Below are 19597 nucleotides of genomic sequence, written 5' to 3'. Positions count from 1 at the left end.
CGCCATCAAAATTTCCAAAACTTATTTGTTTTCATCATTTTAATATTTTTCTCATCAACGAATTATCCCTGATGCGCTCTGGGTTCCACTGTTCCATCTGTGCGATAGCGTTTTAATAAATTCTCAATAAATGTCAAACTAACTCGGAATCTTTTAGCTAGTTGTCGCTGTGATCCCTCTGGCTGGTTGTACGCATCAATAACTTTCTGGCGCAGGTCTACAGAGTACGCTTTTATTCGGCTTCCGTTTAAGTTTGCCCTTTACTTGTATCCTATTTAATCAAGAACTGCTGTAAGTGGCGGCACTATTCGCCCGAAATCATTTTGCGATAGGAAAGCGGATATCTTAGTTATCCGCTTTCCTATCGCCAAGTAGCAGAGATAGTAAATGAGTGCGGGAGGTATATTTTACAACGGTGTTTCGTTGGGTACAGGAATATAGTCCAGAAATAGATAAGCGATGCCGACCATCACTGCGTTCGACCAATGACTCGTGGCAAATAAACGAAACGTACATTTTAATCAAATAAAAGCTGTCGGCTTTTCGCAAAATCGTCAATCGTCCTAAAGGTTTGATAAACTTAGCCGATACCCAGCCTCGTGTTAGGACTGGAGCAGAGCCATAAGGATATTGCTCATTAATATAAATTCACTGCTTAGTAGCATCTCTTTTGACCGTAAGTACCGCCTAACCAAAAGGCACTGTACCAATTATTTTACCTTTGGGACGAAAACCAATAGATAAGTCGTCACCGTCTTTGGTCGCTACTCTACCGTATCTCAATCGGGGGTTATTGTAAGAACAATCTTGAGCAAGTATTGTTTCATTACTTGTAATACTTATCTGTGAATCTATCCCACTAAGGTCAAAAGGTGATAATCTAATTGTCAGAGTGATTAAGTCCTACAGAATATGGCGGGAAGATTTGAGGGATTAAGCGATCTAGAATGGAAGTTGTTTGAGGATGTGATCGGCGAGAAAGGAGAAAAACGGGGACGGGGAATGCCCCATGCGCCTTTCCGTCATGTAATCAACACCTTAATGAAGGCAATTGATTACGGGCTGCCGTTGGTGCGATGTACCGAAGGGAGAAGTTTGGGCATCAAAAAGTTCAGCCCACCGATGGCTAAAAAGCTGGCAAGCAGATGGAACGCTAGAGCGACTACAAGCAAGGATATTAGGCATCGCCTCGGAAAAAGGATTAATTAACTGGAGTCATGGTGCGGTCGATGGCTCTTTTTCCCCCTGGGAAAGGAGGAGGTGAGGACGTTGCTTATGGCTATAAGGGCAAAGGAATTTTAATTCATACTTTGACCGACGGTAATGGTATGCCTCTGGCTAATTGCACGACCGCAGCTAATGGTAGTGAAAGAGAACAAGTGATGCCGCTATTGAATAGCGTTACTGTCAAAACTAATTCTCCTGGCAGACCCCGTAAACGGGTCAAAGTGCTGGCTGGGGACAAAGGCTATGACTCCAAAGATTTGCGTGCGGCTTTACGCAAACGTGGTATTAGACCGCAGTTGCCGAAGCGAGCCTGGAAAACTAAAAGAAATCGAGGTAGACCCATAAAAATGTCAGTCCCTCGTTTTCAACAAGAGCGCTGCTTTGCATGGTTTCAACGGAAATACCGTAGACTTGTTGTTCGATGGGAAAGAATTTCTGCCTGCTTTAATGCTTTTATTTCCCTTGCAACAATTCACATTTGGATTAACAGAATTTTATTACTGGGATAGGTTCGTGGTTTTTTGGCAGCGTTAGTCCTAGTACCAAGTACAGATAAAGTCATCAACACTATAAAACTTAGAACCGATCTCCATATTTTTGTATTTTTCGTAAGTTGGCTACTTTCTAGGTAAAAGTGGAAAAATTTATTTAGTTGATTACTAAAAACTAAATTATCAAATATTGAATATTGAACATCAACCTTGTTTAGTCATCAGTTTAGTATTATTAATTATAAATAACTATAGCATTTTCAAACATTAAAAAAATAAAATTTTTAAGGCACAGGTGCTTGAAAGGGCGGAGGTAGCAAATCTTGGTCTTGATTAGATTCTCGCAATCGCTGCACCTCTTGCTCTGTTTGTTGACGAATTTTTTCCGCAGTTTCTACATCAAAAGGATTAGATGGTTGACCTAACTTAAATACCACACTAAAAACATTATCTGTAGTTAACAACTCTCTCCCTACTGGGTCGTTACCAAAATCATACTCATTATTAGTCCACCGGAAAATCAAAGAAGGACTATTGTAGCTTTTGCCCAACCGTAAATTAGCACTAGCACCATAGCGACTGCGGCTAGAGTTATTATTAATTGGGGTAAGATAAGCAGATAAAACTAGATTTTTGCTAATTCTTAAATCTAAATTTGCCAATAAAGTATCATCAATTGATTCAGGAAGTAAGTCACCAAAGTAATTAGTTAAACCAAAAGAAACCCTACCTACATTAGCTCTTGCACCCAAAGTAACGTAACTAGCAGGAGAAATAATTACGGTACTACCAATCATTGTTTCACGATCTAAAGCATAATTAAACGCCGTTGATAAAATTACGTTGGCATTTTTATTAATTGCAATTCTTTTAGCTAAATTCCCAACCAATTGACTGTAATAATCGCGGTCTGGATTGAGATAACCAATAGCTCCAGTATTAAAAGTCCAGCCGTTTGAAGTATTTTTTGTATAATCTAAACCCAAATAAGCTTTAGTTCTATTTGCTGGAATTACCCCAGCATAATAGCGCAAAACATCTTCCGAACCTGTAATATTTCCTGTAAAACTAATATGGGGATAGTAAGTAGTTTTTTCTGTCAATCTGGTACTACTAACAAAATCAGCATTTTGATTTAAAAATGTTAAATAAATTTGGGTATAAAAATCTTGAAACTCATCTGTTGAGAAACCTTGATTATTAACTACCGAGACAAAAGCCACATTAGAATTAACTCCACCTTCTCCACCAGCAGCAGCGAGAATTCGCGGCAGACCCGTAACATTGTACCGAACACTGCGAGAAAAAGTACGCTCTGTAATGGGAGAAAGACCAACCCAAAGGCTATTGTAATTAACACTAGGAAGTTCGCGTAAATCTGTAGGTGGTACTTTTGGAGTTGGCGATCGCCCAATTCCGGCTTGATAAGCTGTAAAACTATTTAAGGGAACGCGAGTATTATTAGCAGCCAAAAACAAGTTTTTATTGATATTACTATTGACAGGATTAACCCCACCATCAAGCTGCGGTTCTACATCCGGGAGCAAGTAAGCGCCTAATTGCCATAAAGAATTAAGACCCGTATTGTCATCTTCCAATATTCCCGTCCAGCCGCGAATAGTACGAGCAATTACCGCCTCAGAGTCATTAGCCTTAATAATTTGTCTAACTCCCGAAATAGTCAGCGCTGGAGTATCTTCAAGGGTTTCTCGGCGCTCAATTCTAGTGCGATCGCTTTGGGTATTACCTGGAAACGCCCCAACATTGGGAAAGTACAAATCTATTCCTATTTGCTGCCCATTAGCGCCAGATTGAAAGCCTGGACGCTCAATTATCGCTAACGATTCGGGTGTAACAATATCGAAGACATTAGCAGTTTGATTGATGCGTGTAGGGACTAAAAACTGCGGATCTATACTGTTTCTGTCGGTAACTAATCCTGGCGTATAGGTACATTGCTGTGAAGTGGAAGCCGTTTCACCAATACAAGCAGCAGTCAAGCTAAGTTGAATTTGTAAGCCAATTAAAGTTTGAGGATCGAAGCGGGTAACATCTACTTCTCTAAATTGTCTAACTGTTCGCAACTGAGCGTAAGTACCTTTTTGATCAATAGTTAAGACATTATTTCTAGTTAAACTCTCTGTAACTGAACTTTCAAGTCTGACAATCCCATCAACAATAAAACTATCATTTTGATTCTCGCCAAAATTATAACCACCGAGAGCTTCCCATTGGGTCAAATGACTAATTGATATGCCATTTAGAGGTAAAGCAGTTGTGAAAGGATTAATTTTATTATCCGGGACAACACGAGGAGTAATAATATATTCAGAATCTTGTGGGGTCGGTGTTGTATTTTCTAGTCGAATTGATGGTTTAATCGTTGGATCGGCGGGTATTATTAATTCTAAATTAGCTAAAACTGGAGAAAAGTCTATTGGTGTTTCTGCAAGTTGAATTTGATTGTCAATTGGTGGTAATTCAGAAGTCTTTAAAATAGAATAAGCCAAAGAAGTTTGACCAAAAGCAGGTTTAGTTAAACTTAAACTGGTAAATATTAATAATAAAGTTATAGCTAAACTTGATCTCTGTAATGTTGAAGGCAGACCTAATAATAACAGCCTACAAAATGTATGAGTTATTAAATTTAAGCTAATATTGTTTGGCTTCAGTCCATTAGTTAAGTAATTAAAGTAAATAAGTTTTAAAAGTAACTTAGGGGTAACAAAAAGTTGTTTGGCAATCATAATTTTATTTATAAAAGTAATTTTTAAGTTTAAGTAAGTTTTAGAAAAGTAGATTTGTGATTAAAGGAAAATCTTATCCTAAATTATTCATTGGTCTTCAAAAAACTACTAGCAAATATTATAATGGCAATGATTATAACCAAAAAAATATAATAAGTGATACCAACATCTTTCACCTACTATAACTAGATTTAGTATTTTCAATTTGTGACACAATAATAAAGTTTTATATTTTTATTTAATTCCTATAGCAATCTGTTTTGAGCTAGTGAAATATTCGTTTGCACCTATTCCCCAGGCTTGGAGTTTAAAATTCCGCTTCCCCCAAGTTTGCGGCTAGGGGGCAAAGCCGTCTAGCTTTTTAAGGACTGCTTTAGGATTGTTATAGCTATATAATCTCACTAGGTTTTATAGAAATATTCGCTTGAATAAATTTATTAAACACTAATAAATAATATCAGGCTACGGCGAATTGGAAAGTAAGTTTATAATTATTTATTCTCTATAAATCTATTTAAAAATATACATATAACAATTGATATATAGCAATCCTAATTGATTAGTGAAAATTATCCGTAGGGGCGCAATGCTTTGCGCCCCTACTACAACGTTCATAGTTGATTTAGGATCGCTATAGATTTTTGAAGACTTTAAAGAAAACTATATAATTCCTATAAATTTTGAATAAAATTATTTTACACTTTGTGTTAATAACTAAGTATTTTCACAGAGCTAAAAACTGAAAAAGCGCCTTTAACCATTAAAACAACATATTTATTGAGAAAAAAAATAAGCAATATGTGGAATATACTGAGGCAGTATTTTTTATTAATGAAGGCTTAATAAATTAAGTTATAGACATTTTTCCATTTCTTAAAATAAGATGTTGCTAAAGATCAAGTTTTTAGGAAAAAAAGATGAAATTACTAACAAAAACTTTGTATGTTTGTCTAACTACTGTTGCTAGTATCTCAGCACTATCTACTAATGCAATGGCTGGTGAAGGTGGTGCGGCAGGTAGTGCAGCTTTTACAATTGTTGAGGGTTCCGTAACTGGGGTAGCCCTTGCCGCCGCAATCGGCAAGCAAACTGCTTTTGCTGGCGCTTTTAACGATGCTTTTCTTGAAGAGAATACAGCCTTTGCTTATGGATCAGCAGGGGTAATTACTATTAGAGGTCTAGCTCCTTTGGCTATTAATAGTGTTTCAAGTGTAGGCGACCCCGCCCTAGATATACCTCAATCTAACTCTTTTGGTGACTCAACAACAGTTTTAATTGGTAGTGGTATTTGATGAAACTAACTACCAGTGAGGGTTTGACGCTGTAGCTTAAATTTTAGCCAAAGATATTTCCAGCTTGCTGACGGACTCTGCCTTTGAGCAACTTTCTGATAAATACTCTAAGCCGTTTTTGCTCGTCAGGAATAGTTTAGAGTTTATTTTTTGCTCTTTTTTCGACTGTATATAAATGTGATCGCCCGCCAATAGTTTATCTGGTAACTACACAGAAATGCTTAGTTGCAAGGTAAGTGCGATCGCAAACATCAGTCTTACTCAGCCAAAAGTTAATAAAATCCTCCAAATTTCCCTGTAAAAAGCTAAAAATTGGCAGCACCCAATTAAAACCTTTGGCGATCTTGGGGTTAAAAACCTACCTATTATTACAGTAACCACCATGAAAACTAACAATTTTATACCTGTATCAGGTTCAGTAAATTCAGCATCCCAATCAAAGTTTGTTACCCATTCAATCAAACTAATTTATCGAAGGGTAAATATTCATGGTGGCGATCGCGCTATTAAACTTATAGCAACCATAGTCCCAATCAGCAGCTTGTTACTGGTGCAAGCACCAATGCCAAAAGCACAAGCACAGGCGCTTGTCCAATGCAGCAACGTTAGCTTTCAAACCCAAACCACCTTCGCCACTGGGACTTATCCTATTTCCGTAGCCCTGGGAGATATTGATAGCGATGGTGACGAAGACATGGTCGTAGCAAATAACTCCTCTGACACTGTCTCGGTATTGAAAAGCAATGGGAACGGTACTTTCCAAACCCAACAAACCTTTGCCGTTGGGACTGCTCCCACTTCCGTTACCCTAGGGTATGTCAATGGCGATAGCAACCAAGATATTGTCATAGCAAACGTTTACTCCGACAACGTTTCTGTATTGCTAGGCAATGGGAACGGCACCTTCCAAACTCAACAAACCTTTGCCGTCGCAACTAATCCTCGTTCCGTAACCCTAGGGAATATCAATGGCGATGGCAATCAAGATATTGTCACCGCAAACTTTAGCAACAACAGTGCCTCAGTGCTGAAAGGCAATGGAGACGGTACTTTCCAAACCCAACAAGCCTTTGCCGCCGGAAGTAATCCCATTTCCGTAACCCTAGGGGATGTCAATGGCGATAGCAACCAAGATATTGCCACCGCAAACCTTTACTCCAACAACGTTTCGGTATTGCTAGGCAATGGAAACGGAACTTTCCAAGCCCAACAAATCTTTGCCGCCGGAAGTAATCCCATTTCCGTCACTCTAGGGGATCTTAATGGCGATAATAAGCAAGATATTGTCACCGCAAACTTTAGCTCCAACAACGTTTCGGTGTTGCTAGGCAATGGGGACGGCACTTTCCAAACCCAACAAACCTTTGCCGCCGGGACTTCTCCCAATTCTGTAACTCTAGGGGATGTCAATGGCGATAATAAGCAAGATATTGTCACCGCAAACGCTAACTCCAGCAACGTCTCGGTATTGAAAGGCAATGGGGACGGAACTTTCCAAACCCAACAAACCTTTGCTGCCGGAAGTAATTCCAATTTTATTACCCTAGGGGATGTCAATGGCGATAATAAGCAAGACCTATTCGTGGCAAATGGTAGCTCCGACACTGTCTCGGTATTGGTCAACAACTGCACCCCAGTTCCTTTACCAGACACAACTCCCCCCACTGTTTCGGTAACTTATACACCCTCTAACTTATCCGCACCCATCCAAGTGACTGCCCAAGATCCAGGCTCAGGACTTGCTACTGTTATGGTGAGCAGCGCTAATAATACTACCGTCACTACCCCTAGTTTTACCCCAGGAACTCAAAGTTCGGTTTTAGTCTTGTCTGCCAAACCTACAACCCCCTCTAAAACTCTTGCCTTCCAAGTCAAGGTGACAGATGTTGCAGGTAACGTTAGCACTTCCAACTATGCCACTGTTTTAATTAGCAGCACTGGCAAACCCATCGCCGCAACTTTGACGGGGATAGGACAGCAACAAGGTCTATTTAACATCCTTAATGCTAATCCTGGTTTAACCGAGCTACGGCTATCGGTAAATGGTAGCGATTTTCTTGCCGGGAGTTTGGTAGCGGGTCAAGTGCGAGTAATGGATATTTCCGCCGCTTTGAAGTTAAGTAACTCTTTGCAATTCAAGGCTATGGGTAGTCCCAATAGTAAGGCTTTAATTTGGATTAACGAGCCTCTCCCGGTTGCTAAATAGCTTTTAGGTGGCGATAACTATAGCGATCCTATAGGATTCATAAACATACAACCGTAGGGGCGCAAAGCATTCATTCAACATAAGGAGGAAGTTGCGCCCCAAATCTGTTGTGAGAGGGCATCTCGCTGTTGATGTCGTGGGCGAGATGCTTTGACGAGACCTAGAAGTCGATGGTGAGGAAAGAAAATAGGAAATTACTTCCTCAGCTTCTCCCCGTTTAAGGGCTGTGGCAAAATGATACAGTCCGCGAAACATTAAATCGCTTTAATTAAAAAAGCGCACATTCCTAAAAATGTGCGCTTTAACCTAGTGCCAATACCAAGGTTTATAACTATGCAATAGAAGCAAGTACCAATTCTGGTTTTTCAGATTTAGTTACTTTCACTTCACCGCCAATGACATCAACGATCGCATTGTCGCCAAGTTTGATTTGTCCAGTTAGCATTGCTTCGGCTAAGGAGTCTTCTAACAAGCTCATAATTGCTCGGCGCAATGGTCTAGCACCGTAGCTAGGACTGTAGCCTTGCTCTACTACAAGTTCCTTAAAGGAGTCGGTTACTTCTAAAGTCATTCCTTGTTCAGCTAATCGATTGGCAACTTCAAGAAGCAAAATGTCGGCAATTTGCTTAATTTCTGTTTTCTTCAGTTGTGTAAAGACAATGGTTTCATCTAAACGATTGAGAAACTCAGGACGGAAGTAGTTTTTGAGTTCTTCGTTAACTAAGGTTTTGATGCGGTTGTATTGAGTCTCTGCGCCATTATCAGCAAACTCAAAGCCAATCCCACCGCCGCCTTTTTCGATGACTTTAGAACCGATATTAGATGTCATGATAATCAGTGTATTTTTAAAGTCCACTGTCCGACCTTGAGCATCAGTAAGCCTACCGTCATCTAATAGTTGCAACAGCAGATTGAATACATCAGAGTGCGCTTTTTCAATTTCGTCAAACAAGATGACGCTATAAGGCTTGCGTCTTACGGCTTCGGTCAACTGTCCGCCTTCGTCATAGCCGACATAACCGGGGGGCGAACCAATTAGTTTAGAAACTGTATGGCGCTCCATGTATTCCGACATATCTAAGCGAATCATGGCTTCTTCCGAACCAAAGAAGTAAGCAGCTAAAGCTTTAGAAAGTTCGGTTTTACCAACTCCAGTAGGCCCAGAGAAGATAAAACTAGCAATTGGTCTGTCGGGGCTTTTTAAGCCTACCCTAGCTCTACGAATTGCGCGTGAAACTGCTGTAACTGCTTCCTCTTGACCAATTATGCGTTGGTGCAAAGTGTCTTCTAGGTGTAGTAAAACTGTAGACTCAGATTCGGTTAGTTTGTTGAGCGGTATTCCCGTCCAAGAAGCAACGATGTGGGCGATCGCTTCTTCATCAACAGTAGTCACGACAGCTTGCTTATTTTCTGAGGCTAACTTAATTTTCTCATTTACCTCAATTTCGCGATCGCGTAATTGTCCAGCAACTTCAAAATCTTGGTCTTTAACGGCTTTCTCTTTATCTTTAGAGATGCTGTCAAGTTCTTGCTTTAACTGTTTAACTTCGGGCGATTGTTGGCTACTAGCTAAGTGAGCGCGAGAACCTGCTTCATCGATCAAGTCTATGGCTTTGTCGGGTAAAAAGCGATCGCTTATATAACGATCCGACAACTTAGCGGCGGCAAAAATTGCCTCATCAGAAATTTTGATTTTGTGGTGCTGTTCGTAAACAGAACGCAAACCGTACAAAATCTCGATGGTTTCTTCTACCGAAGGTTCGCCCACCATAATCGGCTGAAAGCGGCGCTCTAAAGCTGCATCTCGTTCAATGTGCTGGCGGTATTCGTTAAGAGTAGTTGCACCCAAACACTGAAGTTCGCCTCTTGCTAAAGCGGGTTTAAGAATATTCGCCGCATCCATTCCACCTTGAACCGATCCCGCACCAACTAAGTTGTGTACTTCGTCAATTACTAAGATGATATTTCCCGCCGCCCGAATCTCCTCCATAATTGTTTTGATACGTTCTTCAAAGTCTCCGCGATGACGAGTTCCAGCAACTAACGAACCAACGTCAAGGCTAAATACTTGCTTATCTTCGAGAATGTCAGGAATATTTTTGTCAACAATGCGCTGTGCTAATCCTTCGGCGATCGCAGTTTTACCGACTCCCGGTTCGCCAATTAGTACGGGATTGTTCTTCGTGCGTCGTCCTAAAATCTGTACAGCGCGTTCAATTTCCTTATCTCGTCCTACTACGGGGTCAAGCTTGCCTTCGGCGGCTAGTTTGGTTAAATTTGTCCCAAACTCCTCTAAAGTGGTCGTCTTGCCTGCAACACCTCGGCTTGTAGAGCTTTGAACGTTGCCCCTATTAGCGCCAACAGGCTGCTTTTCTAATTCATCTAACACGGCTTTGCGGGCAACGGCGGTATCAACGCCCAAGTTCTCAATTACTTTGATGGCTACACCTTCGCCTTCTTCAATTAGTCCTAAAAATAGGTGTTCGGGAGCAATAAAGTTGTCTCCTAGTTGACGCGCGGCTTCAAAGGATTTATCAAATACCCGCTTCATTTTGGGAGTAAAAGGAATTTCTGCACTGACGAAGCGCGAACCTCGACCAATAATTTTTTCTACTTCTACTCTGGCGTTTTTGATATTGATGCCTAAGTCGTTCAATACTTTAGCTGCAATGCTAGTATTTTCGCCAATCAACCCTAAAAGCACTTGCTCGCTCCCCACGAGATTGTGTCCCAAGCGTCGGGCTTCTTCTTGGGCTAACATTATTACCTTAATAGCTTCTTTGCTGAAGTGTTCAAACATCGTGGGTTGCCCTCTTTTGGCTAAATAGAGCGGATGAGTTACTCTCACCCATAATTAAACTTTTATGTACTTTCTTGCTTTAATGTATCTATCTGGGGTCACTTTCGGCAGTAGTGAGAGCCGTATGTGCTTAGGTGTACTTGCCGTCAAAGGTAGAGGCGGAGGGAAATAGCGCCTCTACGACTACTTATCAAACTAAGTCAAATAGTAAGATTTCCGCATCGGTATCAGTGCTGATATTGAGCGATTGAGAATCACTAGCTGAAATCGCATCTCCAGCCTTAAGCGCCATATCGCCTACCTTTATTTCCCCGCTTGTTACTTGCAACCAGGCGTGACGGTTGGGTTGCAAATTATGAACTAGGCGATCGCCTTTCCTTAAAACGGACGTATACAAATCTACATCTTGATGAATTTTTACCGCCCCCTCACGCCCATCTTTTGCGGCAATTAACCTTAGTTTGCCTAGCTTTTCGTCTATGGGAAAGTTGCGCTGTTCGTAACTTGGATCAATTCCCGTTGTGTCGGGCAAAATCCAAATTTGCAATAAATGCACAGCCTCCGTTGTAGAGTTATTAAACTCGCTATGAGTAATTCCTGTCCCCGCACTCATTCTTTGAGCATCTCCAGGTTTAATTACTGCTCCCGTACCTAAACTATCTTTGTGTTCTAGCGCCCCTTCTAAAACATAGGTAATAATTTCCATATCGCGGTGACTGTGAGCGCCAAACCCGCCGTTTGGAGCAATCCAATCTTCATTAATTACCCGCAAGTCACGAAAGCCCATATTTTTGGGGTCGTAATAATTGGCAAAGGAAAATGTATGGTAACTGTCTAACCAACCATGATTGGCATGACCTCTTTGATTGCCTGGTCGTAGAGTAATCATATTATGTTTGCTCCATTCAACTGTATTTAGTTTAATGTTAAATTATTTAATATTGCAGTGTAGAAAGCCGTCAAAAAACATCGGGAAATACTACCAAATGTAGGCAGTAAGATAAATACGATTGAGTTGCACTTAGGAGAAAAGATTTAATGATAGATAAATTAGCTGATAATCAACATCCAATCGAAGACGCGCAACGTAAACGTTGGAGTCCTTTAGCTTTTAGCGATCGCATGGTGGAAACAGAAAAGTTACTAAGTGTGCTAGAAGCAGCACGATGGGCGGCTTCTTCTTACAACGAACAGCCTTGGAGCTTTATTATTGCTACTAAAGAAAACTCCGTTGAATTTGAGCGTTTGCTTAGTATTCTCGCAGAAGGAAACCAAGAATGGGCGCGGAATGCTCCAGTATTGATGCTTACCGTTGCCAAACTACATTTTGAACGCAATGGTGTAGAAAATCGCCATGCTTTTCATGATGTGGGTGCATCTTCTGCTAGTTTGGCGATTCAAGCGGCTGCTTTAGACTTATTTGTACACCAAATGGCAGGTTTTGACGTACCAAAAGCAAAAGAGGTTTACCAGATACCCACTGGTTACGAACCTGCAAGTGCGATCGCTCTTGGCTATCTTGGCAATGCTCAAACTCTATCAGAATCATTGCAACAAAGAGAACAAAATCCGCGCACTCGCAAGCCTTTAGATAAGTTTGTTTTTTCTAATACTTGGAATCAAACCGCACCAGAAGTTAAATAAAAAAGTAATGAATTACTCGCCACAAAACATCCTCACAGCTAGAGCGCGGCTAGGAGAAGTTCCCTTTTGGCATCCTGACGAGCAATTGCTTTACTGGGGTGATATTTACAATCATCGCGTCCATCAATTTAATCCAGCGACAGGGGAAGATCGGTTTTTTGATGTGGGTGAAGTTGTTTGTTGTGTTGCACCCGCCGGAAATAATCGCCTAATTATTGGTCAACGTCACCGAATTGCTTTTTTGGATACTAGCAATGGTCAAGTTACGGCGATTATGGATATAGAAGATAATCCCGATATCCGTTTTAACGATGGTAAATGCGATCGCGCTGGGCGTTTCTGGTTTGGTTCAATGAGTAGTAAAGGCGAACCCCAAGGCAAACTTTACCGCTACGATGGATCGTTACATATACTCGAAACGGGACTAACAGTATCTAATGGCTTGGGATGGAGTCCAGACAATAAGACTTTTTATCTAACAGATTCGCCGCTTAAAACTATCTATGCGTATGATTTTGACGCTGAAAGCGGTAGTATTAGCGATCGCCGAACACTGATCAATTTACAAGCTGAATCTTTTTTTCCCGATGGTTTGACAGTCGATAAAGATGGCTGTATTTGGTCGGCAATGTGGGACGGTTGGTGTATTATCCAATTTGACCCCAAAGGTAAAGAGATGATGCGGGTAAAAATGCCTGTCCAGCGTCCAACTTCTTGTACTTTTGGAGATCGAGACTTGACGACGCTTTATATTACAACGGCTTCAGTAGGTTTGAGCGAAGGAGAAATTCAAAAAAGTTTCTACTCTGGGGACTTATTTAGCCTTCAAACTAATACTTCTGGTTTGCCTGCGCTTCATTTTGGATAGTAAACTTACATTTTTTGCCCCCCAAGTTCCCCAACGCATGGGGGATTTTAAATCGGGTTTTTTCTAAGATTAGCAGGAACTTATCAAACATCATTTAAGGCGATCGCACTATTCCCCGATTTGTAACCTTATTTTCTATATTTTGGATTTACTAAAACTTAATGGCAGTTAAAAAGACGGAACTTTATAGCTCGTTGTGGTCTAGTTGTGACGAGTTGCGCGGGGGGATGGATGCGTCTCAGTACAAAGATTACGTGCTAACGCTGCTGTTTATGAAGTACGTTAGCGACAAGTATGCTGGCGATCCTGACGGGACGATTTTAGTCCCAGAAGGCGGCTCTTTTAAAGACATGGTGGCGCTGAAGGGTGATAAAGAAATTGGCGACAAGATTAATAAAATTATTGGGGCGTTGGCGGCGGAAAACGATCTTAAGGGTGTAATTAACGTTGCTGATTTTAACGATGAGGATAAGTTAGGCAAAGGGAAGGAAATGGTCGATCGCTTGTCTAACCTAGTAGCAATTTTTGACGGCATAGATTTGAGCGCCAATCGCGTTGAAGGGGACGATTTGCTAGGGGATGCTTACGAGTATTTGATGCGTCATTTTGCTACGGAGTCGGGCAAAAGTAAGGGGCAGTTTTATACTCCGGCAGAGGTGTCGCGGATTCTTGCCCAAATCATCGGGATAACGGCGCAAACAAGCCAAGATCAAACAGTTTACGATCCTACCTGTGGTTCGGGTTCGTTATTGCTAAAGGTGGCGGATGAAGCGCCGCGCGGGTTGTCGATTTACGGGCAGGAAATGGACAATTCTACCTGGGCGTTGGCGCGGATGAATATGTTTATGCACAGTTATCCGACTCACGAAATTTGGCGAGATAATACGCTTTGCGCTCCCTACTGGAAAGATGCTGATGGCAGTCTGAAAACCTTTGATTTTGCTGTTGCTAATCCCCCTTTTTCCTACAAGTCTTGGAGTAATGGCGTTAATTTAACAGACGATGAATTTGGGCGCTTTGACTACGGTACGCCTCCTGATAAAAACGGCGATTATGCTTTTTTGCTACACATCCTCAAGTCTTTAAATAGTACGGGGAAGGCGGCGGTGATTTTGCCTCATGGGGTGCTGTTTCGGGGCAATGCAGAAGCGCGGATTCGGCAAAATTTGGTATGTCAGGGATACATTAAGGGGATTATTGGCTTACCTGCAAATTTGTTTTACGGGACGGGGATTCCGGCTTGCATTATTGTTATCGATAAAGAGAATGCTAAAAACCGTCAAGGTTTATTTATGGTGGATGCAAGCAAAGGTTTTATTAAAGATGGCAATAAAAACCGCCTGCGTAGCCAAGATATTCACAAAATTGTTGATGCTTTTAATAAACAAATTGAGTTACCCCGCTACAGCCGGATGGTTAGCTTAGAAGAAATTGCTAAAAATGACTATAACCTCAATATTCCGCGCTATATCGATTCTAGTAAGCCGGAAGATTTGCACGACCTGGGCGCTCACTTAAACGGCGGGATTCCTGACACAGATATTAATGCGTTGCAAGACTACTGGGCGGTGTTTCCCAATCTGCGAAAGACGCTTTTTACAGACAGTAAACGTAATGGTTACAGCAATAGTTTAGTAGCAGCTAGTCAAGTAAAGGCAACTATTCTCAATCATCCTGAATTTACTACCTTTGCCGATCGCTCTATTGCTATTTATACTAATTGGCGTAAGGCACACGATGCTTTATTAAAGGGAATTGCGATCGCCGATAAGCCCAAAGAATTAATTAAAATCCTGTCAGAAGACCTATTAGCACGGTTTGCAGACGCTGATTTGTTGAGCCATTACGAAATTTATCAGCTATTGATGGATTATTGGGCGCAGACGATGACTGATGATGTGTACGTGCTGGTACAAGACGGCTGGGCGGCGGGTAATGGGTTGCGACAATTGATAGTTAAAAAAGGCGATAAGAATACGGAAACGCCGGATTTAGTGATTGATAAAAACAAATATAAGTCGGACTTGATTCCGCCAAAACTAATAGTAGAGCGCTACTTTGCCCCACAGCAAGCACAAATCGACCAGTTGCAAGCAGAAGTAGAGGCAAAATCTCAGGAGTTGGAGGCGTTGATTGAGGAACACATTGGCGAAGAAGGTTTACTTAGCGATGCTCAAACCGATACGGGGAAAGTAACTAAAGCCAGCATTACAGCGAGATTGAAGGAGTTAAAAGGCGATAAAGAAGAACAAGAGGTATTGAAAAAGTGCCTTAAATTGTTTGATAGCAAGGCTGAGGGGGAAAAAGTGTTAAGAGATAAGCAGACGGCGTTAGATAAAGCGGTGTTTGCTTACTATCCCAAACTAACAGAAGACGAGATAAAAACCTTGGTAGTAGATGATAAATGGCAAACTACTTTGAGAAGTGCGATCGCATCCGAGATTGAAAGGGTAACGCAACAATTGGCAAATCGGGTAAAGACGCTAGAGGAACGCTACGCCGAACCATTACCGCAGTTGGTGCAGGAGGTGGAAGTATTATCGAGCAAGGTAGAGGAGCATTTGAAGCGAATGGGGTTAGATTGGTAACAATTGTGTGGAAAGTAAGTTTATTCAAATTTGTGCGACACTGTCGCACAAATTGGCGGGGGTTGGAATGAGATTAATTATTAAAATAAAAGTTGAGAGAGAAGGCTAAAGCAATGAGTATATTAATCTCTGATGATGTTTTGTCAGCAACTCGTATGAACCTATCCCAGTAATAAAATTCTGTTAATCCAAATGTGAATTGTTGCAAGGGAAATAAAAGCATTAAAGCAGGCAGAAATTCTTTCCCATCGAACAACAAGTCTACGGTATTTCCGTTGAAACCATGCAAAGCAGCGCTCTTGTTGAAAACGAGGGACTGACATTTTTATGGGTCTACCTCGATTTCTTTTAGTTTTCCAGGCTCGCTTCGGCAACTGCGGTCTAATACCACGTTTGCGTAAAGCCGCACGCAAATCTTTGGAGTCATAGCCTTTGTCCCCAGCCAGCACTTTGACCCGTTTACGGGGTCTGCCAGGAGAATTAGTTTTGACAGTAACGCTATTCAATAGCGGCATCACTTGTTCTCTTTCACTACCATTAGCTGCGGTCGTGCAATTAGCCAGAGGCATACCATTACCGTCGGTCAAAGTATGAATTAAAATTCCTTTGCCCTTATAGCCATAAGCAACGTCCTCACCTCCTCCTTTCCCAGGGGGAAAAAGAGCCATCGACCGCACCATGACTCCAGTTAATTAATCCTTTTTCCGAGGCGATGCCTAATATCCTTGCTTGTAGTCGCTCTAGCGTTCCATCTGCTTGCCAGCTTTTTAGCCATCGGTGGGCTGAACTTTTTGATGCCCAAACTTCTCCCTTCGGTACATCGCACCAACGGCAGCCCGTAATCAATTGCCTTCATTAAGGTGTTGATTACATGACGGAAAGGCGCATAGGGCATTCCCCGTCCCCGTTTTTCTCCTTTCTCGCCGATCACATCCTCAAACAACTTCCATTCTAGATCGCTTAATCCCTCAAATCTTCCCGCCATATTCTGTAGGACTTAATCACTCTGACAATTAGATTATCACCTTTTGACCTTAGTGGGATAGATTCATGACTGAAGCGGAAATGAAACAAGAAATTGCGGTTTTGCTGTTTCAGAAAGAAAAGTTTACTCTTGGTCAGGCAAGTCGGTTTGCTGGAATGAATCGCGTTGCATTTCAACATTTATTGGCAAGCCGTCAAATTTCTATCCATTACGATGTAGAGGATTTTGAACAAGATGTTAAAAATCTGCGGGAAATGGGCAGGCTGCGATCGCTATTAGAAAAGAAAACACAAGTAGAGTTGGGAAGTGGTGATTATACCCAAGAAAGAAAGGATGTACTAGATTCGGGATCGAGAGATGATTTCTGGCAAGACTTGCAGAGAATTAGAGACAAGAAAATAAATTAGGATTCAAGTAGCTGCAAGGAGAAAGCAAGATGAGTCTAGTTATTTCTGACGAAATTGTAAAAGCTAGTAGGCTTTCAGAAAATGAACTTTTAATAGAAATTGTCGTGATGCTTTTTAAGCTGGACAAAATTAGTTTAGGGAAAGCAGCAGAATTGTTAAAAATACCGCAGATTCGATTTCAGAGATTGATTGCCGATCGCGGGATCTGCGTTCACTACGATGTAGCCGAGTTTCAGCAAGACATTCAGCAGTTAAATACAAAGGGCTGGCTGTGATTGTTGTTAGCGATCGCATTTCTCCTCAGTTGTTTAGCGATCGCACAATTATTAAAGTACAGGGCAATAAATGCGATCGCGCTGGCTTTTGGATTGCTGCACCTTTGTATGACAGAGTTCTCAAAGTTGTTGAGGAAAAAGGGAATGAGTAATCAAGTGAGAGAAGGGTATAAGCAAACTGAAATTGGTTTGATTCCTGAAGATTGGGAAGTTAAGCAATTAAAAACTGCATTAAAAACAAATCCTCAGTATGGAATTAATGCTGCTGCTGTTGTGTGTCAAGGCGATCTTCCCACTTACATTAGAATTACTGATATTTCAGAAGATGGCTACTTTAAACCAGAAAACCTAGCAAGTGTAAGGCATTCTAGCGCAAACCAATATTTTCTTGAGGAAGGTGATTTAGTTTTTGCAAGAACTGGTGCTAGTGTTGGCAAGTCTTATTTTTATAGATCCCAAGATGGACGGCTTGTATATGCAGGCTTTCTTATTAAAGTACAGCCTAATAAATCTGTATTACTGCCAAGCTTTCTTTCTCAGTATGTAAAAACAAAAGCATATTGGAACTGGGTACTGGTAATGTCTATGCGAAGTGGACAACCGGGAATTAATGGCAATGAATATAGTCAATTATTATTACCTTTTCCAAAGCTAGAAGAACAACACGCGATCGCTCAAGCTTTATCTGACGTAGATGCCCTAATTTCCGCCCTAGATAAGCTAATTGCCAAAAAACGCGACCTCAAAACCGCTATCATGCAGCAACTTCTCACGGGCAAAAAACGCCTACGGGGGTTTGATGGTGAGTGGAAGATAAAATTATTTTCTGAAATTGCTTTTTATCGAAAGGAACGTTTAGATCCAAAAAAATCCAATACTCAAGAATTTTGTGTTGAGTTAGAACACATCGAATCAAGTACAGGAAGATTGCTAGGCAGCACCCAAACGGGAGAGCAATCTTCTCTTAAAGCAATCTTTCAGCCTGGAGATGTTTTGTTTGGTAAATTGCGTTCCTATTTACGAAAATATTGGCTTGCAGATTGTAAGGGTGTTTGCTCAACTGAAATATGGGTTTTAGTCGCAAATAGCCAACTAACTATACCTAAATTTTTATATCAAATTGTCACCCTTGATTGGTTTATTGAAGCTGCAAGCACTGCTTACGGTACGCATATGCCTAGAGCCGATTGGAATGTAGTTAAAAACTGTGAGGTTGCAATTCCCCCGCTAGAAGAACAAAGAGCGATCGCACTTGTACTATCTGATATGGATAAAGCGATTTCTGCTTTAGAATCCCGCCAATCTAAAACCCAAGCCATCAAACAAGGCATGATGCAAGAACTTTTAACTGGACGGACGCGGCTAGTATGAGTTTGAGCTATAGAATTTATTTAGACGCTTGCTGCCTCAATCGCCCTTTCGATGACCAAACCCAGCCCCGCATTGCTTTAGAAACCCAGGCAATTCTCGCTATCTTGAGTAAATGTGAATTGGGATTGTGGAAACTAATCTCCAGCACCGCCTTAGACGAAGAACTCGAACAAACCCCAGATTTAGAAAGGCTTAAAAATGTAAAAACCACACTAGCGATCGCTAAAATCAAAGTTATTAGTAGTCAATTTATCGAAAGGCGATCGCTAGAACTGCAAAAACTGGGATTTTCTGGGTACGATGCAACTCATATTGCTAGTGCAGAAAGGAGTCGAGCCGATATATTTTTGACTACCGACGACAGATTGCTCAAGAAAGCTCAAAACAATACTCAACTAATTTATGTAGACATCGACAATCCCGTTCAATGGTTAATTAAAATCTCACAAACTGAAGACAACGCCAATGCCTAAAACACAGCAGGAAGTTATCAAACAAGGTTATCAAGCATTATTCAATTCCTTGGGAGTTGTAGATGCTATTCGTTTTATTCAACACTTTACCCCTGGACAAGGAGATTACACCAAAGAGCGCCATGAGTGGTTAGAGCGAACCCCCTTAGAAGACATTTTGACATCAATGAAACAGCGCCAAAAAGACGATGCAGCCCAATACGAAGAAATTATTGAGTAGCAT

21 protein-coding genes are annotated in these 19597 nt (G+C 41.2%); 13 read left to right on the top strand and 8 right to left on the bottom strand.

Features of this window, described 5'->3' with window-relative positions:
- Positions 1 to 62: 62 nt before the first annotated feature.
- Together SYN7509_RS31885 and SYN7509_RS30045 are read right to left on the bottom strand one after the other, a co-directional pair.
- Entirely contained in the window at positions 63 to 200 is a 138-nt protein-coding gene (locus SYN7509_RS31885; RefSeq protein WP_432205683.1) for a hypothetical protein, read from the bottom strand.
- Positions 201 to 345: 145 nt separating this feature from the next.
- The gene (locus tag SYN7509_RS30045; RefSeq protein WP_158506131.1) at positions 346 to 516 is read right to left on the bottom strand and encodes a hypothetical protein; all 171 of its coding nucleotides are present in this window, start codon (positions 514 to 516) and stop codon (positions 346 to 348) included.
- Between the two features lie 396 nt (positions 517 to 912).
- Here SYN7509_RS30045 and SYN7509_RS29050 point away from each other — a divergent pair, with 396 nt between their 5' ends.
- Positions 913 to 1209, top strand: a complete 297-nt coding sequence (locus SYN7509_RS29050) for a hypothetical protein (RefSeq protein ID WP_202807209.1) — start codon at positions 913 to 915, stop codon at positions 1207 to 1209.
- A gap of 20 nt (positions 1210 to 1229) precedes the next feature.
- Entirely contained in the window at positions 1230 to 1736 is a 507-nt protein-coding gene (locus tag SYN7509_RS0203460; RefSeq protein WP_028954076.1) for a transposase, read from the top strand.
- Positions 1737 to 2002: 266 nt separating this feature from the next.
- Here the strand turns inward: SYN7509_RS0203460 and SYN7509_RS0203455 are convergent, their stop codons facing one another.
- On the bottom strand, positions 2003 to 4465 hold the full coding sequence (locus tag SYN7509_RS0203455) for a hypothetical protein (RefSeq protein ID WP_009630517.1): 2463 nt from the start codon (positions 4463 to 4465) through the stop codon (positions 2003 to 2005).
- A gap of 917 nt (positions 4466 to 5382) precedes the next feature.
- Between SYN7509_RS0203455 and SYN7509_RS25020 the strand changes: the two genes are divergently transcribed.
- Both SYN7509_RS25020 and SYN7509_RS27450 read left to right on the top strand, forming a co-directional pair.
- Complete coding sequence (locus SYN7509_RS25020; protein WP_009630518.1) at positions 5383 to 5757, top strand: hypothetical protein; 375 nt, start codon at positions 5383 to 5385, stop codon at positions 5755 to 5757.
- A 382-nt stretch (positions 5758 to 6139) separates the two neighbouring features.
- A complete protein-coding gene (locus SYN7509_RS27450; RefSeq protein ID WP_051482544.1) occupies positions 6140 to 7963 on the top strand; it encodes an FG-GAP repeat domain-containing protein in 1824 nt (607 codons plus the stop codon).
- A gap of 3 nt (positions 7964 to 7966) precedes the next feature.
- Here the strand turns inward: SYN7509_RS27450 and SYN7509_RS29540 are convergent, their stop codons facing one another.
- The 3 genes from SYN7509_RS29540 to SYN7509_RS0203435 form a co-directional block, all read right to left on the bottom strand.
- Complete coding sequence (locus tag SYN7509_RS29540) at positions 7967 to 8218, bottom strand: hypothetical protein (protein WP_148297918.1); 252 nt, start codon at positions 8216 to 8218, stop codon at positions 7967 to 7969.
- 76 nt (positions 8219 to 8294) lie between these two features.
- The gene (locus SYN7509_RS0203440) at positions 8295 to 10763 is read right to left on the bottom strand and encodes an ATP-dependent Clp protease ATP-binding subunit (RefSeq protein ID WP_009630510.1); all 2469 of its coding nucleotides are present in this window, start codon (positions 10761 to 10763) and stop codon (positions 8295 to 8297) included.
- A 190-nt stretch (positions 10764 to 10953) separates the two neighbouring features.
- Complete coding sequence (locus SYN7509_RS0203435; protein WP_009630511.1) at positions 10954 to 11652, bottom strand: pirin family protein; 699 nt, start codon at positions 11650 to 11652, stop codon at positions 10954 to 10956.
- A gap of 149 nt (positions 11653 to 11801) precedes the next feature.
- Here SYN7509_RS0203435 and SYN7509_RS0203430 point away from each other — a divergent pair, with 149 nt between their 5' ends.
- The 3 genes from SYN7509_RS0203430 (at position 11802) to SYN7509_RS0203420 (ending at position 15863) form a co-directional block, all read left to right on the top strand.
- Positions 11802 to 12407 (top strand): nitroreductase family protein, encoded by a 606-nt coding sequence (locus SYN7509_RS0203430; RefSeq protein ID WP_009630512.1) that lies wholly within the window; start codon positions 11802 to 11804, stop codon positions 12405 to 12407.
- Between the two features lie 7 nt (positions 12408 to 12414).
- Complete coding sequence (locus tag SYN7509_RS0203425; RefSeq protein ID WP_009630513.1) at positions 12415 to 13275, top strand: SMP-30/gluconolactonase/LRE family protein; 861 nt, start codon at positions 12415 to 12417, stop codon at positions 13273 to 13275.
- A 161-nt stretch (positions 13276 to 13436) separates the two neighbouring features.
- Positions 13437 to 15863 (top strand): type I restriction-modification system subunit M, encoded by a 2427-nt coding sequence (locus tag SYN7509_RS0203420; RefSeq protein WP_009630514.1) that lies wholly within the window; start codon positions 13437 to 13439, stop codon positions 15861 to 15863.
- A gap of 161 nt (positions 15864 to 16024) precedes the next feature.
- Here SYN7509_RS0203420 and SYN7509_RS0203415 read toward each other — a convergent pair whose 3' ends face one another.
- Positions 16025 to 16531, bottom strand: a complete 507-nt coding sequence (locus SYN7509_RS0203415; RefSeq protein ID WP_028954076.1) for a transposase — start codon at positions 16529 to 16531, stop codon at positions 16025 to 16027.
- Between the two features lie 20 nt (positions 16532 to 16551).
- Positions 16552 to 16848 (bottom strand): hypothetical protein, encoded by a 297-nt coding sequence (locus SYN7509_RS29045; RefSeq protein WP_202807211.1) that lies wholly within the window; start codon positions 16846 to 16848, stop codon positions 16552 to 16554.
- Between the two features lie 65 nt (positions 16849 to 16913).
- Between SYN7509_RS29045 and SYN7509_RS29040 the strand changes: the two genes are divergently transcribed.
- Genes SYN7509_RS29040 through SYN7509_RS0203380 form a run of 6 tightly spaced genes read left to right on the top strand, consistent with a single transcriptional unit; the run spans position 16914 to position 19594 of the window.
- Positions 16914 to 17255 (top strand): UPF0175 family protein, encoded by a 342-nt coding sequence (locus SYN7509_RS29040; RefSeq protein WP_009630036.1) that lies wholly within the window; start codon positions 16914 to 16916, stop codon positions 17253 to 17255.
- 29 nt (positions 17256 to 17284) lie between these two features.
- Positions 17285 to 17530, top strand: coding sequence for a UPF0175 family protein (locus tag SYN7509_RS0203400; RefSeq protein WP_009630037.1), 246 nt, complete (start codon positions 17285 to 17287; stop codon positions 17528 to 17530).
- Entirely contained in the window at positions 17527 to 17682 is a 156-nt protein-coding gene (locus SYN7509_RS30040; RefSeq protein ID WP_009630038.1) for a hypothetical protein, read from the top strand. Before SYN7509_RS0203400 ends, SYN7509_RS30040 begins: the two co-directional genes overlap by 4 nt.
- Positions 17675 to 18901, top strand: coding sequence for a restriction endonuclease subunit S (locus SYN7509_RS0203390; protein WP_009630039.1), 1227 nt, complete (start codon positions 17675 to 17677; stop codon positions 18899 to 18901). Before SYN7509_RS30040 ends, SYN7509_RS0203390 begins: the two co-directional genes overlap by 8 nt.
- Positions 18898 to 19374 carry a PIN domain-containing protein gene (locus SYN7509_RS0203385; protein ID WP_009630040.1) on the top strand — a complete coding sequence of 159 codons (477 nt, stop codon included), beginning with the start codon at positions 18898 to 18900 and terminating at the stop codon, positions 19372 to 19374. The genes SYN7509_RS0203390 and SYN7509_RS0203385 overlap by 4 nt, the downstream gene beginning before the upstream one ends.
- A complete protein-coding gene (locus tag SYN7509_RS0203380) occupies positions 19367 to 19594 on the top strand; it encodes a hypothetical protein (protein ID WP_009630041.1) in 228 nt (75 codons plus the stop codon). The genes SYN7509_RS0203385 and SYN7509_RS0203380 overlap by 8 nt, the downstream gene beginning before the upstream one ends.
- Positions 19595 to 19597: the final 3 nt, after the last annotated feature.

It is taken from the genome of Synechocystis sp. PCC 7509 (assembly GCF_000332075.2).
GTDB lineage: Bacteria > Cyanobacteriota > Cyanobacteriia > Cyanobacteriales > Chroococcidiopsidaceae > Aliterella.
This window is presented reverse-complemented; position numbering and strand designations above follow the sequence as displayed.